At 46.2% G+C, this 14,838-nt stretch carries 14 protein-coding genes and 1 tRNA gene; all 15 read right to left on the bottom strand.

The window, feature by feature from the left end; all coding sequences use genetic code 11:
* Positions 1-42: 42 nt before the first annotated feature.
* Positions 43-603 (bottom strand): 30S ribosomal protein S7, encoded by a 561-nt coding sequence (locus tag A4E24_RS07385; RefSeq protein ID WP_292352641.1) that lies wholly within the window; start codon positions 601-603, stop codon positions 43-45.
* Positions 604-609: 6 nt separating this feature from the next.
* Positions 610-1,038 carry a 30S ribosomal protein S12 gene (locus A4E24_RS07380; protein ID WP_292352640.1) on the bottom strand — a complete coding sequence of 143 codons (429 nt, stop codon included), beginning with the start codon at positions 1,036-1,038 and terminating at the stop codon, positions 610-612.
* Between the two features lie 58 nt (positions 1,039-1,096).
* Positions 1,097-1,522 (bottom strand): NusA-like transcription termination signal-binding factor, encoded by a 426-nt coding sequence (locus tag A4E24_RS07375; RefSeq protein WP_292352639.1) that lies wholly within the window; start codon positions 1,520-1,522, stop codon positions 1,097-1,099.
* 15 nt (positions 1,523-1,537) lie between these two features.
* On the bottom strand, positions 1,538-1,825 hold the full coding sequence (locus tag A4E24_RS07370; protein ID WP_292352638.1) for a 50S ribosomal protein L30e: 288 nt from the start codon (positions 1,823-1,825) through the stop codon (positions 1,538-1,540).
* Between the two features lie 107 nt (positions 1,826-1,932).
* Positions 1,933-3,075, bottom strand: coding sequence for a DNA-directed RNA polymerase subunit A'' (gene rpoA2, locus A4E24_RS07365; protein WP_292352637.1), 1,143 nt, complete (start codon positions 3,073-3,075; stop codon positions 1,933-1,935).
* A gap of 2 nt (positions 3,076-3,077) precedes the next feature.
* Positions 3,078-5,720, bottom strand: a complete 2,643-nt coding sequence (locus tag A4E24_RS07360; protein WP_292352636.1) for a DNA-directed RNA polymerase subunit A' — start codon at positions 5,718-5,720, stop codon at positions 3,078-3,080.
* Between the two features lie 12 nt (positions 5,721-5,732).
* Complete coding sequence (gene rpoB, locus A4E24_RS07355; RefSeq protein WP_292352635.1) at positions 5,733-7,547, bottom strand: DNA-directed RNA polymerase subunit B; 1,815 nt, start codon at positions 7,545-7,547, stop codon at positions 5,733-5,735.
* Complete coding sequence (locus tag A4E24_RS07350) at positions 7,540-9,156, bottom strand: DNA-directed RNA polymerase subunit B'' (RefSeq protein ID WP_292352634.1); 1,617 nt, start codon at positions 9,154-9,156, stop codon at positions 7,540-7,542. Before A4E24_RS07350 ends, rpoB begins: the two co-directional genes overlap by 8 nt.
* Positions 9,157-9,279: 123 nt before the next feature.
* The gene (locus A4E24_RS07345) at positions 9,280-9,516 is read right to left on the bottom strand and encodes a DNA-directed RNA polymerase subunit H (protein WP_292352633.1); all 237 of its coding nucleotides are present in this window, start codon (positions 9,514-9,516) and stop codon (positions 9,280-9,282) included.
* A 76-nt stretch (positions 9,517-9,592) separates the two neighbouring features.
* Positions 9,593-9,669: transfer RNA gene (locus A4E24_RS07340), tRNA-Lys, on the bottom strand.
* A 294-nt stretch (positions 9,670-9,963) separates the two neighbouring features.
* Entirely contained in the window at positions 9,964-11,199 is a 1,236-nt protein-coding gene (locus A4E24_RS07335) for an adenosylhomocysteinase (RefSeq protein ID WP_292352632.1), read from the bottom strand.
* A gap of 34 nt (positions 11,200-11,233) precedes the next feature.
* The gene (locus tag A4E24_RS07330; protein ID WP_292352631.1) at positions 11,234-12,535 is read right to left on the bottom strand and encodes an amidohydrolase family protein; all 1,302 of its coding nucleotides are present in this window, start codon (positions 12,533-12,535) and stop codon (positions 11,234-11,236) included.
* A gap of 5 nt (positions 12,536-12,540) precedes the next feature.
* Positions 12,541-13,182, bottom strand: a complete 642-nt coding sequence (locus A4E24_RS07325; RefSeq protein WP_292352630.1) for an HD domain-containing protein — start codon at positions 13,180-13,182, stop codon at positions 12,541-12,543.
* Positions 13,173-13,943, bottom strand: a complete 771-nt coding sequence (locus A4E24_RS07320) for a 4-phosphopantoate--beta-alanine ligase (protein ID WP_292352629.1) — start codon at positions 13,941-13,943, stop codon at positions 13,173-13,175. Before A4E24_RS07320 ends, A4E24_RS07325 begins: the two co-directional genes overlap by 10 nt.
* A 117-nt stretch (positions 13,944-14,060) precedes the next feature.
* Complete coding sequence (locus tag A4E24_RS07315; RefSeq protein WP_292352628.1) at positions 14,061-14,801, bottom strand: pantoate kinase; 741 nt, start codon at positions 14,799-14,801, stop codon at positions 14,061-14,063.
* Positions 14,802-14,838 lie beyond the last annotated feature (37 nt).

Raw genomic sequence — 14,838 nt, 5'->3', positions numbered from 1 at the left:
TACTACCCTGTAATACTACTATTATTATAAGCAATGAACAGCTTAACGTGCTGCCTTTGCGACTCTTTCCTTAGCATCCTTCCTGTTAATGGAGAAGCACTTTGCATCGCGATTTGCCGCTGCTATAAGTTCTGCTGCAAGGCATTCTGCCAGGGACTTCTTTGATTTGAATGCTGCCTGGCTTGCTCCCATTGAAATATATCTTAGAGCACTGTCAACACGCCTCTGAGGTGCAGTGTCCACAGCTTTAGGAACAGATATGCCTCCGTATTTAAGCCTGACAACCTCTTCCCTGGGGCCCGCGTTGGCAATAGCCTCTATAAGTACCTGCACGGGGTTCTTCTTTGTTTTCGTATTGATTATTTCCAGAGCATCTTCAACAGTACGCATAGCAAGTTGTTTCTTGCCGGTGTTCTTTTCTCCCCTCATCATACTGTTTACAAGACGTTCAACTATAAGCAAATTCGATTTGTTGAACTGTTGGCGTGCGTGTCTCCCGCTTGAATGTGGCAATATCACAGGCTCAAGGTTAGCATATCTCTTTATTCCGAGATCTGTTACCTCTACTTCTGCAAGGTCCCATTTTCCATATAATTTATACATTGAAGATCATCTCCTGGGTTTCTCTTTGCGGCCAATGACCATCTGGTTCAGGGACACGTTGTTGACTGCAATAACTTTGAAACGTACACCGGGGATATCTCCCATTGCACCACCCATGCGTCCACCAATTCTCTCTACCGTTACTTCATCGTGTTCGTCAATGAAGTTGATAGCACCGTCCCCCGGGCAGAATGCGGATACCTGACGACCGTTCTTGATCAGCTGTATCCTTACACATTTCCTTATTGCAGAGTTAGGCTGCTTTGCTTCTACTCCTATCTTTTCAAGTACAATTCCTCTTCCCTGTGGAGCTCCTCCAAGGGGGTCCGCTTTCACGTTCAAACCAAGCGTACGCCTGTTATACTGGGTGTCTTTCCACCTAGCATTTTGGCGAATGCTCTTTAAGGTATGAGCTGCATATTTTCCATTTGGCATAATACTTTCTCCAAGATTTCATCACAGTAATGTTGCTCTTGATCCTGATTCTATGAGGTCACTGAAGTATGACATCATCTATATCGTGGTGCCTTTGCGCAACCATTTTTACTTTTCCGATGTTCTTTCCTTCACGTCCGATGGCTAGTCCCTTTTCCTTGTTAGAGACATCTGCATAAGCCACACGTTTGTCGTTCCTTGTGGTAATGTTCACCGACTTGACAGTTACAGGACCAAACGCATTCTTTATGAATATGACCGGATCATCTGAATATTCCACGAGTTCAACGTGTTTGTCAACAGTTTTTTTTATACGGTTAATGTGGTCACCATTTCTTCCGATGGCTGCACCCATATCACCCGGTTTCACCACATATATTATACGATCGTCCTCAACGATGCAATCCATCACGGTTGCACCAGTCACGCTCTCAAATAATGCGATGTATCTTATTCCTTCTGTTGACAGCCTGATCTCGCTCAAGTCAAGCAACTCCTTTCAAGCTGCTGCTAGTATATCGGATTCACCCGTTTCCAGGATCGCAAGTGCAGCGATCACAAAAGGCTTTCCGCAAACAGGACCAAGTTCCATGTTCGTACCGGAATAATTGAGTACAGGTACATCTGTAGACTCGATCTGTGCTCTTATCTCTGTCGGGCAGTTGGAAGCAAGAACCACTATTTTCGCTTTTCCGCTAATAGCAGCGTTGATGGTGCTCTTAGAGCCGATCACCACCTTTCCTGTCCTGATTGCCTTGATCAATGCTTTGTCGATATTAATATCCATATTACCATCTCTTATGCAATTTAAACCTAAGGTCTGTATTCTAATAAGTGAATCCTTATATCTACTTTCTGGTTGCTCTTCTGTAATCCGTATACCATTTTGAAACTTTATTTAGCTATCAGGTGCACGTCCCCAGTTCCAAGTTTAATTGGTTGCCCAACTATAATGTTCTCCGTGACACCATTAAGCTCATCAACATCACCGCGCATTCCTGCATCAAGCAAGTGGTTCACAGTAACTTCAAAAGCAGCACGTGCAAATACACTGGCCTTTTCACCTGAAATGCCGTGACGACCTATCTGCTTAACTTCACCATCACAACACATGATATCAGAAACTAACATTATATGTCTGATATCCACTGTAAGACCCTGTTCTCCCAGCGTACTGGTAGCTTCTTTGATAATGGCATTCCTTGCAGCTTCTATCCCGAACACATCGTATATCTCACCAATGTTATTGGTATAGGTGCGGCTGATGTCAACACCTTCCACTTCCAGTACTTTCTTCAACTGGGACCCCTCGGTGTAGAGCATATATTCATTACCATCTTTGCGTATGACGACCCTTTTGATACCTTCTATCCCCTTCAAGGTGATAGTGTCGATATTTTTTCTCATCTGCAAAAGATCTCTATAAGAAGGCTCTTTCAGCTTCACAATCAGTTGGTTGTCAATATTTTCAGAGAGCCTGACTTGGATGTCCAACTTATCGGTTAGCTTCTCGATAATCTCATCGACTGTTATATTTCGGTACATCAGGGTCTTCTCATGCAGGTCTATTATCAATTGCATGTTCAGTGCATCAGTTGTGACATCTGCAAGTTGGTCTATATGCGTAGCCTCGATCTCCCATGCAAGTTTGCGTGCCTTATCTCTGTCCTGTGCATATTCTTCCAGAACAGCAATTGTCATCGTTGGAGTGCTTGGTTCCTTTCTCGCATCAACTATCTCTATAAGGCGGGGTAGTCCCAATGTAACGTTGATCTCGGCTACACCGGCGTAGTGGAAAGTACGCATCGTCATCTGAGTGCCCGGTTCTCCTATGGATTGGGCTGATACAACTCCCACAGCTTCGCAGGGTTCTACTTTTGCATATTCATAACTTTCCTTGACCTTTTCGATGATCTCTTCAAGCTCTTTTTTGTTAACTCCTGCTTTAATGACATCTTCTTTCAGTGTCTGGAGGATATTTAAAGGCAGGTCAAGGTTACCAAGCATCGAGTCTATAGTAGATTCTATCAGAGCCATTTTCAGTTCACCTTCCTTCCTGTAACCGCTTCCACGATCTTATGTACGTTATCAGGCTTACTGTAATCACTCTTTGTTGAGTCTATACCATCTTCTCCGTACTTGAACTGCACTATCACTCCTCTTGTTTCCCTTACAGTACCATCATATTGTACCTCTAGGTCCTGGAGAGCATTTACCAGTCTTCTCTGCAGATATCCTGACTGAGATGTACGCACTGCAGTATCCACAAGACCCTCACGTCCTCCTATGGCATGGAAGAAGTATTCGGTAGGTGACAATCCGCTTTTGTAGCTGGATTTTACGAATCCGTGAGCATCGGCTCCCAAGTCACCTTTGTCAAAGTGCGGAAGTGTTCTGCCTGCATATCCTCTTCTGATACGTTCACCACGTACCGCCTGCTGTCCAACACAAGCAGCCATCTGTGTAAGGTTAAGCATGGACCCTCTTGCGCCAGACTTGGCCATTATCACCGCAGAGTTTTCCAGGCCAAGCTGATTACCTGCAATATTACCTGCCTGGTCCCTCGCCTTACCAAGTGTCTGCATGATCTTCATTTCAATGGTTTCGTCGAGTGTTCTTCCAGGCAAAGGTTCCAGTTCTTTTGCCTCATAAGCTGCTATCAGGTCCTTTACCTCGTTCTCCGCCTTGTCAAGAACTTCTTTTATATTCTTCTTGGCAGTTTCCGGAATATCCTCGTCACTGATGCCAAAGCTGAGCCCTGTCTTCATTACACCTCTGATGGCAAGTCTGGTGAAGTCATCAACAAATTTAGCACCAGCCTCTGTGCCATATTTTTTTACGACCTTATCAAGTATGATGCCTTTGAACGCCCCTATGGCCTTCTCATCAATGGTCCCCTTGACCATTTCTCCATTTCTGATAACAACATATGCGTTGTACTCACAGTCTTCTTTTTTGCATGTTTCACATTTGAAGCATACTTCAGCCGGAAATTCTGCATTCAAGCCTTCCGGAAGGATCTGACTGAATATCTGCTTGCCATTCCAATAAGGCTCCCCGTTATCATCATATCCGCTAGGCTCTGGTAACTCTCTGATCTCTGCTTTCCTGAGGAGTTCAAGAGCTTCGTTCTTAGTTATACGGTTCTCGTTCCTTGTAAGCAGGAACATGCCCGATATATGATCGTGTATTCCACCAATGATCGGTCCGCCGAAACGCGGTGAAAGGATATTCTCCTGCACCTGCATGAGTATACTTGCTTCTGCTCTCGATTCTTCTGTCTGGAGCACGTGCATGTTCATTTCGTCACCATCAAAGTCAGCGTTATATGGGGGACACACTGCAGGATTAAGCCTGAACGTTTTGTTCGGCAGGACTTTTACCTGATGGGCCATGATACTCATTTTGTGCAGAGAGGGCTGTCTGTTGAAAAGCACCGTGTCTCCATCCATCAATTGTCTTTCAACGACCCATCCCTTCTCGACCTTCTCAGCCAGCTCTTCCTTGTTGTTCTCTGTGATCTTTATACGCCTTCCATCCGGACGTATCACGTAGTTGGCTCCAGGATGCACATCGCTTCCCCTGAGAATATACATCCTCAACAACTCTGTATTTCTGTCTATGACCCTTTCAGGTATGGTCATCTGGATAGCTATGGCTTCGGGTACTCCAACTTCGTTGATACTAAGGTTGGGGTCAGGGGACACTACAGTACGGGCGGAGAAGTTAACACGTTTACCTGACAGACTTCCTCTGAAACGCCCTTCTTTTCCTTTCAGACGCTGAGTAAGCGTTTTCAGAGGTCTTCCGGACCTGTGCCTTGCCGGTGGCACACCTGATACTTCATTGTCAAAGAAAGTGGTCACATGGTACTGTAACAATTCCCAGAGGTCTTCTATGATCAGTTGTGGAGCTCCTGCATCCCTGTTCTCCTGGAAACGCTGGTTTATGCGTATGATGTCCACAAGTTTGTGGGTCAGGTCATCTTCACTACGCTGGCCGGACTCAAGCGTGATGGACGGTCTGACAGTTACAGGCGGCACGGGTAATACTGTAAGGATCATCCATTCCGGCCTGGCACTTGCAGGATCCATCCCAAGTACTTTTACATCATCATCCGATATGTTCTCGAACCTGTCCCTTATTTCAGTAGGTGTGAGCTTGTGTCCGTCCTCTATATATTCGGTTGGCTTCTCGAACTTGATCTCCAGCTGCTCGGCGCCGCAGTAAGGACAGACCTTTGTCTTTCTTGCTTCTTTGAAAACCTCGTTTATCACAGGGTCAGGAAGATGTCCCATTTCCTGGAGTTTACTGATCTGAGCAACAAAATCCTTCTTTTGAGGAGGTTCCAGCAACAGAGCACTGCAATTGCGACATATGGAACGTAATGTCTTACGGATGGTCTTGTTGAAACCAACATGCACTACCGGTGCAACCAATTCTATATGCCCGAAATGTCCGGGACACTCTCCCGCTCTGCTTCCACAAGTCTTACACTTGAGTCCGGGATCTATGACCCCAAGTCTGAGGTCCATTAATCCCATATCTATAGGGTAACCGTCATCATCATAGGTATCTGCAGTAATGATGTTCGTAACGCTCATTTTCCTGACCTCTCTCGGAGATATCAGGCCAAATTGTATTGCAGATATTCTTTTAGGGATGGAAGGTATTGTATCCATTTTATATCACCTTCACACAGCATCGTCCAATTTTAGTCTCGGTGCAACTCCCAGCGACTTGATCTCATCAAGTAACAGCTTGAAGGCATAGCTCATTTCTACCGGGTGAATGTCGGTTTCAGCGCCGCAGCTTGCACAATATCTTATATTCCTCTTGCGGTCAAAGGTAGCTATCATGCCACAGTGTCCGCAGACAAGTTCGACTACCTTGTCGGATTCATCAAGCAGTCTTTCCTTCAGTGTCATGGCAGCCCCGTGTCCGATAAGGACATCACGCTCCATTTCTCCGAACCTCAGACCTCCTTCTCTTGCCCTGCCTTCTGTTGGCTGGCGGGTAAGCACCTGTACAGGTCCGCGTGACCTGGCATGCATCTTGGAGGCGACCATATGGTGCAGTTTCTGGTAAAGGATCACGCCTACGAACACATCCGCGGGTATTCTCTTTCCTGTGACGCCATCGAAGAACACTTCTTTGCCTGTGTGGGCAAATCCCTGTCTTTTAAGACCCGCACGCAGATCCTCTTCGTTCTCTCCTGCGAAGACAGTTGCATCGATACGCCTGCCTTCCATGCTGCCTACTTTGCCTCCGATCATTTCAAGCACATGTCCGACTGTCATACGAGAGGGGATAGCATGTGGGTTTATGACAAGGTCTGGAACCATGCCGTTCTCTGTAAAAGGCATGTCCTGGTATGGTACTATAAGGCCGATAACTCCCTTCTGTCCATGCCTGGATGCGAACTTATCGCCGATCTCAGGTATTCTCTGATCCCTTATCTTTACTTTTGCAAGGCGGGTACCGTTTATTGATTCTGTGAGAATTACAGTATCAACGATACCCTTTTCATTAGAACGCATAGTTATTGCGCTTTCCCTGCGCTGCTCTACAGTGATACCGAAATCAGACTGTTCCTCAAGGAAACGGGGGGGACTGGTCTTACCTATCAGTACATCATTTGGTCCTACCAAAGTTTCAGGGTTTACAAGACCGTCCACATCAAGATTAGAATATGCCTCAGGACTGCGGGCTCCCCTGTACTCGGAATCAGGTATCTCGAACTTGTCTTCCTGTCCGCCGGGATATCTTCTTTCCTCACCTTCGAACGTCCTGATGAAATGGCTTCTTCCAAGACCTCTCTCTATAGAACCTTTATTGAACACCAGAGCATCTTCAATATTATGGCCTTCGAATGACATCACTGCCACCACGAAGTTCTGCCCGGCAGGTCTTTCATCAAATGCAATGTTCTCACAGGTCATGGTCCTTACAAGGGCTTTCTGCGGGTAGTGTAATACGTGTGCACGCGTGTCAGGCCTAAGCTTTGTGTTAGATGTTGATACACCTATACACTGCTTTACCATGGCCGCACCCATGGTATTACGGGGAGATGCGTTATGTTCGGGATAAGGCACCATGCCAGTACAGATCCCAAGCATGAGGCTTGGGTCTATCTCAAGATGTGTGTTCTTTGGAACGATCTCAGGCTCTGTAAGGGCAATAAATGCATTCTCTTCTTCTTCAGCGTCCAGGTATTCAATGACCCCGTCCTTTACCAGGTCATCATAGGTCATCTCGCCTTTCTTCAGAGCTTCCTTGCGGTCCTCGGTCAGTAAAGACTTTCCACCTTCAACTACTATTAATGGTCTCCTGGCTCTCCCTATATCGGAGTTTATGATAACTTCGTGAATGTCCTCATTTAGGGTAACATTGACCTGTCGGGATATTACTCCACTTCTCCTTTGCTTGCGAATGTTTTCCACAAGGTCCTGTGGATTGCTGTGGGTACCGATGAGTTCCCCGTCCAAAAAAACTTTTGCTTCAGTCATCTGCAAAGCCTCCCATACCATCGTCCATATCTGAATAGTCGACATATCCTAGATCAGGCTTCTCTTCTTCATGTGGAATTGTGTCAAATTCATCAGTGTACTCTTCAAGCTCTGCATCGTATTCCACCACTTTTTCCAGGCGGTGTTGCGGAATGTTTGGCTTTACGTCCAGATCCAGAAGTATTTTCTTAAGGACACTTTTGTCATCCACCCCGGTGGATAATTCCACCATCTGTGCAAAGTTCTTGACAAGTCCACAGTTTGGTCCTTCAGGGGTTTCAGATGGACATAATCTTCCCCATTGTGTGGGGTGCAGGTCACGAGCCTCGAAGTGAGGCTGAGCTCTTGAAAGAGGAGAGATCACACGTCTGAGATGTGAAAGAGTAGAAATATAATCAGTTCTGTCCAAAAGCTGGGATACACCTGTTCGGCCTCCCACCCAGTTACCTGTGGCAAGAGGATGCTGCAATCTGTCGGTAAGTACGTCGGCTCTGACGAGGGTTACCACGTTCAGTTCACGGTTCCTCATGTTCGCTCTCTCAAGCTGGTACTTTACGTCCCTGGCCAGCCTGTTGAATGCCACTCTGAAAAGGTCCTCCATGAGGTCGCCTGTAAGCTTAAGTCTCTTGTTGGAATAGTGGTCCTTATCATCCGGAGAACGCTTCCCAAGAGCAAGCTCAAAACAGGATTCTGCCATCCTTCCAAGGAAATATGCCTTAGCAAACCTGTCCTTAGGTTCATTTCCAAGATGGGGCAGCAAATATCTGTCCATTACGTAGTTGGCACGTTTCATCTGATAGTCACGGGCCTGACCCGCCGCAACCCTGGTACCTATCTTCTCAATTGCTTCACGGGTTGTTGCTACTTCCGCTTCCTCCAGATTCTCGAGCATGAATTTCATTATCTCAGGGTCGTTGGATACTGTATTTACCAGATCTTCGTCAGTTTCCACACCCAATGCTCTCATCAGTGTTATGAAATTGATACGACCTGATATCGATGGGAATGACACTTCGAGCAGGGATTTGCGCCCTCTTTCAACGACCACAAGGGCCCTGTATCCCCTTCTCTGGGAGAATACCTTCGCCACCTCTATCATATCGCCATATCTCTCTCCAAACTCAGTGAGTATTTTGTTAGGGGCAAGGTCCTCAAGGGTCATTACAACCCTTTCGGTTCCATTTACAATGAAATATCCTCCGGGATCGAGCGGGTCCTCGCCATAGTCGATCATTTCTTTTTCATTGAGTTCCACAAGGTTGCATATTGAGGATTTTATCATCACGGGTAACTGCCCGATCTTTGCTTCCACTGGTTCTGACTCTTCCTCTCCCTGCACGACGTTCATCTGCAGGTATATTGGAGCTGAATAGGAAAGGTTACGTAGTCTTGCTTCATTTGGATAGAGTTTCTCTATGGCACCGTCCGCTTCTTTTACAACCGGTTTTTCCACACGGATGTTCCCTAATTTGATATACACGTCCTCTATATCGGTCTCAATGACTCCTTGTTCGTTAATAATGTTCTGTAGACCACTTTCAAGGAATTTATTATAAGAGTCGATATGGTGCTGGACTATCTTGTCCCTGGTAAAATATGCCTCTGACACTTTACTGCCCTCTTAAATGATGATTACAACTAATTAGTTGATAGAAAGGTATGAAAAACATTACGTAGCACGACCACAATAAAGTGGCAATAGAAAAAACAAATGCTTTCATTTGATGCTATCTCACTCTATTACAAGCCTGTAATAAAGTGCCTGTCCTGCTGTCTGGCTTTTCCTGGTTATCTTAACAACATCTCCGACCGATGCGCCAATTTGTTGCACTACAGGATCATTCATCTTTATCTTTGGGAATTGTTCCCTTTCTATCTTGTAGCGTTTTAGAACAGATTTCAACTCATCCTCACCCAATATCTCATGTTTTGGGATCAGTTCATTGTCGAGCAGGTTGAATTTATTCAAATTTTCTCCTCCCTCAAAAAGTGTGCACGTGGAATGATTGGCAAAAAAATATACTTATTTGAAGCCATGGTTGTCATGGCGGGCTCGTAGGGATTTGAACCCTAGGCCGTCTGGTTAAAAGCCAGACGCTCTGCCTGACTGAGCTACGAGCCCATTATGTTTGTATGTCCCTTTGCCTGTCCACTTTCGCATCAGTTCGGTGTAGACCCCCAAAACGTACTTATCATATATATATATTTCGCAGACAGGAAATGGGGCCAAACAGGTTTGGGATATACATTCTGACAATATCCCAAACCAACAAAAAAACGTTCTCAACTGGTTGTACGTCCTTGTGTCATAACCTATTTATATTAAGTTTTCGTCCCTTTAAAAGCAAGTTCGGTTAATTTTTCTCCTTTCAACAGTATTCTATTTATCCGCAGCAGATGCGTATGGCCAAATATCTTAAGTTCCTGATTTCCATCCGCACATGTATTCACACTGTTCCTTGCTCAAAGAGTCGATACTGACTCCCATGGACCTGAGCTTCAGTTCAGCTACGTGCATATCTATCTCATGGGGCACGGCATGTACTCCATTGACGAGCTTATTCTCTGCAATGTGCCTTACACACAGGGCCTGATTAGCAAAGCTCATATCCATTACTTCAGCAGGATGCCCGTCGCCTGCAGCCAGGTTCACGAGCCTGCCTTCTGCAAGCACGTATACTTTTCTGTCACCAATGTCGTACTCTTTTATGTTCTTACGGACAGTACGCACACCTTTGGCCATATTTTCCAGATCCTCAAGATCGATCTCAACATTGAAATGACCCGAGTTGGAAAGGATCGCCCCATCCTTAATTACTTCAAAATGTTCCCTAGTTATAATATCACAGTTCCCTGTAGTCGTCACGAAGATGTCCCCTATCTTTGCTGCTTCTTTCATGGGCATTACCAGGTTTCCATCCATCTTTGCTTCAAGGGCACGTATCGGATCTATTTCTGTCACGATCACATTAGCTCCAAGGCCCCTTGCACGCATGGCAACTCCTTTGCCACACCATCCATATCCTCCCACGACAACGTTCTTACCCGCCACCAGCAGGTTCGTGGTCCTCATTATCCCGTCCCATGAGGATTGTCCGGTCCCATACCTGTTGTCGAACATGAACTTTGTCATAGCATCGTTGACGGCCATAACCGGCATTTTCAGGGCCCCGTCTTTTTCCATAGCTTTCAGCCTGTGTATGCCCGTAGTGGTTTCCTCACATCCCCCAAGTATATTGGGCAGCAGATCCTGTCTTTCTGTGTGCAGCTTGAATATGAGGTCTGCACCGTCATCTATTGTAATATCAGGTTCTATTCCAAGCACCTTGTCCATAGCAGCATAATATTCATCATTGGTGCATTCATATTTTGCACATGAGCTTATATTGTCGCGTGTGCACAGTGCAGCAGATACATCATCCTGTGTACTCAGGGGGTTGCATCCGGTAATGGCTACTTCCGCTCCGCCAGCTGCCAGTGTTTCCACAAGCACCGCAGTCTTTGCTTCCACATGCAAGGCCATTGCGATCCTATGTCCTTCCAAAGGCTTTTCTTTCTCGAAATTCTTCCTGATTATATCCAGCACTGGCATGTGTACTCTGGCCCATTCTATCTTCTGGTCACCAGATTCAATAAGTTCTTTTTTGTGCATTTCAATATCTCCAAAAATACATTTAATAAAAGTTCTATTCATTCACTCTTTGTATAAGATCCTCTGCAGCCACAATTGCCTGCTCTATAATTTTCATCTCATCCATACAAAGCACTTCATAATCCTGCATGAGCAATTTTCCATTTACAATGTTTGTCATCACATCCTGTCCATTGGCGCTATATACCAGATGCGAGGCAGCATCGTAGAATGGTCTCATGTGGGCTTTATTCATGTCAACTATTACTATATCCGCAAGTGCTCCTTTTCTTATCATGCCCGCATTGATCCCCAATGCTTTGGCACCGTTGACAGTTGCCATCTTCAGCACTTCTTTTGCAGGCAGTGCCGTAGGGTCCATGGTGCTGACCTTCTGCAGTAATGCTGCGATCTTCATTTCCTCGAACATGTCCAGGTTATTGTTAGAGGCGCATCCGTCGGTTCCCAGACACACGTTCGCTCCACTGTTCAGAAGCTTTGTCACAGGAGCGATCCCTGACGCCAGTTTCATGTTGCTCACAGGATTATGGGATATGTTCACTCCTTTTTCTGCCAATATCTTAATATCTCCATCAGACAGCCACACGCAATGAGCAGCGACAACATCACTATCGAAAAAGCCAATGTTATTCAGCATGTGTATGGAGCACATGCCATATTTCTCTTTCATCTCTTTTAGTTCAGCCTCTGTTTCCAGTACATGGATATGTACCTTCACACCGTCCTCCCTCGCTTTATCCTTGACCCTTTGAAGGAATTCCCTGGAACAGGTATTAGGTGCATGTGGTCCATACATTGCTGTGATCCTGCCATCTGCCTTGCCTTGCCATTTCTGCACGAACCGGCTGCCTTCCTTTAATTCCGCATCTGCTTTATCCTTATTTCCCAACTCTATCATTCCATAGGACAGGGCAGCCCTTATTCCGGCTTGCTCTACTGCTTTTGCCGTTTCATCCATATGGAAGTACATGTCATTGAAGCAAGTGGTACCGCTTTTGATCATCTCAAGGCATGCAAGCAGAGTTCCCTTATATATATCATTATCAGTAAGTTTTGCTTCTGCAGGCCAGATATGCTGCTGCAGCCACTGTGAAAGGGGCAGATCATCTGCATATCCTCTGAAAAGTGTCATTGCTGCATGTGTATGAGTGTTCACAAGACCGGGCATAACGATGCCTCCCTGTGCATCCACTACGATGTCTGCAGTTTCCTGTGTTTTTTCTCCGACCTCTGTGATGGTCCCATCGTCTATGACCACCACTCCGTTCCTCAATTCATGCTCCTTGCCGGGCTCCATTGTAAGGATATGCCCATTCTTTATGATCATATCAGCCATAGTTATCACTTTATGCAGCAGGTCTCTTCCTGAAGTGCATTAAGATACACATGCATCAGTTTAAGTCTCTCCCTCGCTATCTCTCTGGCAGTGCCGGTGTTAAGTCTTTCCAATATTTTGAAAGGTTTATTGTTCATATATTCATAGAACCCTTCAAGGGGGTCCTCATTATAAGCATTCATGGATCTCTCTTTCACTGTTCCGATGGTAGACCTCATGGCACGCAAAGCTCCCATGGACACCAGGGACCTGAAAATACCCACTGCTCCGAGGGCATCTATCCTGTCAGCATCCTGTAATATCCTTGCTTCCAGCGTATGTGCCTTCAGTCCACTGCTGAACCTGTGGGAACGGATGCAAGCCGTCACATGCTCTGTCAGGTCTTTGTCAGCACCCGCAACTGTGAGGAATTCCTGTGCGATCTCAGCACTATATTGAGCATGATCGCCTCCCTGCTCATGCTCTTTGATGATTCCCACATCATGAAGCAGTGCAGCAAGGCGCAGCACCAGTTCATCACCACCTTCTTGTTCCCTGATGCTCATGCATACATTCTCTACGCGCTCTATGTGAGACATGTCATGGGTGCTGGGCTCATCTGCGAGGATCTCTGATACATATTCTCTGGTCTGCTCTATCAGATCCATTCGATACCCTCGCGCCCTGCCTGGTTCTTAAGATGTTCCTGGATGGCATACATGGCATCAGCCAGTACTCTTCTGTTGTCATAGGAATCAATGATCGCTTGTAATTGTTTTTTACTATCTTTTTTCATCTCTTTTGTGAACTGGATCATGTTCTCCAATGCCCTTGTAACATTATCGGCGATTGTCACAGTTGCAGAAAGTGAGGTTCTGGACAGTGGGTTAAGGTCTATTGCTATGACTATCTTGCCCATTTCCACGAGTTTCTGGCACCTGTCCCCATCTTCCAGAGGTACAAGTACCACATCTGCCGCATATATGCCTTCCTGGTCGACTATACCCCGATCATGGGAAAGGTCAAGTCGTGCATCACCTTTTGAACCAAGTACCTTTCCTGCTCCATGTGCTTTCAGATGCTCGATTATCCTGTGCATCCTGGCATCGCTGCGGTGGAACAGGTTCACTTCCAGTTGCGCTCCTGTGACGTCTGACAGCGATACAAGGGCTCCAGGTACAAGGGCCGCAGTATTGCCATTAACGGATATAATGGGTCTTTGTGCAGTGAGCAGATAAGCTACTGCCACACGTTCTGCAATTGCGGCGGATCCGATCGTACGCTCGCCGATAAGATAGTCAAAGGCTTCACCCCTGCCCTGGGCCACAAGTCCTTGCTGGCTGGTGATACCCATCTGTACACCCTCAACTATCCTTTCCCTGGTTATCAGGGATGCATATCTTGGATGATCCTCAGGGATATGTGTCACGATCTTCTGTCTCCCGTTATTCTGTCTTCTTTCAGTTTTCCATGATCCAGATTATAATTTATATATAGGTTGTATTTTTGTGAGTTTAATGCAGCAACATACTAAATAGGCTTTTTGTCACAAAAGCCCTGCTCTGCAATCATTCAGATTATATGCCAATGGCTGGCCGAACTCATTGAGCGCTTCGATCACTGCTTCCCTTCTTCCAGGGTCCGCTATTGCAAAAACGGATTCTCCAAGCATAGCCTGGGACGCCATGCCACCGGCAGATCCAACTGCTTCTATTATATCCATTATGGCATCGGACGCAAGTCCTGTACCTATGGCAAAGTCCCGGGAGCATTGCATAAAAGTCTCAAAGGTGGGTGCAAGCATGAGTTTTTTCATTGCACCTCTTCCCATGGAAGTTATGCGCCAGACAAGATCAGGGTCCGAGATGACAGAACCAGTATCCAGTTCTCCGAGTGGCAGGCAGAGTACTTCTTTGCGTGCAACCGGGATCCAGTCCACTTTTCCATATTCCGGTGCCCCTGGCGCTGTGCGAATGACCACGCCTCCGTAGGATTGTGCTATTACGTCCCCGAGTCCGCTCCTGTTAATGACCTCTGCCACATGTGCAGTTTCAATTATCTTGGCCGAGGTCAGGTTGAGGCACAGTGCCTCGTTCAATGCGTAAGCGGTGCCGAGGGCTCCTGCGCCGGATGCTCCGAATCCGCACCCTATAGGGATGTTCGCTACGCTTTCCACAAGCACAGGTAAATTTGTAAGCATATCTGCCACAGTCCTTGTAGTGTGACCTCCTACCTGTTTGCCGTTCAGGGTTATCTGTGTATCATCCAGTTCTTCTGAATATGTCACAGTGGTAACCACTCCTCCATCAAGGACAATACCACAA

Origin of the sequence: Methanomethylovorans sp. PtaU1.Bin093 (assembly GCF_002067275.1) — an archaeon.
Classification (GTDB): Archaea; Halobacteriota; Methanosarcinia; order Methanosarcinales; family Methanosarcinaceae; genus Methanomethylovorans.
This window is presented reverse-complemented; position numbering and strand designations above follow the sequence as displayed.

What these genes read in the sequence shown, in the direction of transcription:
- rpoA2 (WP_292352637.1), bottom strand. Translation starts at nt 3,075, where the DNA reads ATGGCTCTGATAGAATCTACTATAGACTCGATGCTTGGTAACCTTGAC.
- A4E24_RS07385 (WP_292352641.1), bottom strand. Translation starts at nt 603, where the DNA reads ATGTATAAATTATATGGAAAATGGGACCTTGCAGAAGTAGAGGTAACA.
- A4E24_RS07360 (WP_292352636.1), bottom strand. Translation starts at nt 5,720, where the DNA reads ATGGATACAATACCTTCCATCCCTAAAAGAATATCTGCAATACAATTT.
- rpoB (WP_292352635.1), bottom strand. Translation starts at nt 7,547, where the DNA reads ATGACTGAAGCAAAAGTTTTTTTGGACGGGGAACTCATCGGTACCCAC.
- A4E24_RS07325 (WP_292352630.1), bottom strand. Translation starts at nt 13,182, where the DNA reads ATGGATCTGATAGAGCAGACCAGAGAATATGTATCAGAGATCCTCGCA.
- A4E24_RS07380 (WP_292352640.1), bottom strand. Translation starts at nt 1,038, where the DNA reads ATGCCAAATGGAAAATATGCAGCTCATACCTTAAAGAGCATTCGCCAA.
- A4E24_RS07370 (WP_292352638.1), bottom strand. Translation starts at nt 1,825, where the DNA reads ATGGATATTAATATCGACAAAGCATTGATCAAGGCAATCAGGACAGGA.
- A4E24_RS07330 (WP_292352631.1), bottom strand. Translation starts at nt 12,535, where the DNA reads ATGGCTGATATGATCATAAAGAATGGGCATATCCTTACAATGGAGCCC.
- A4E24_RS07335 (WP_292352632.1), bottom strand. Translation starts at nt 11,199, where the DNA reads ATGCACAAAAAAGAACTTATTGAATCTGGTGACCAGAAGATAGAATGG.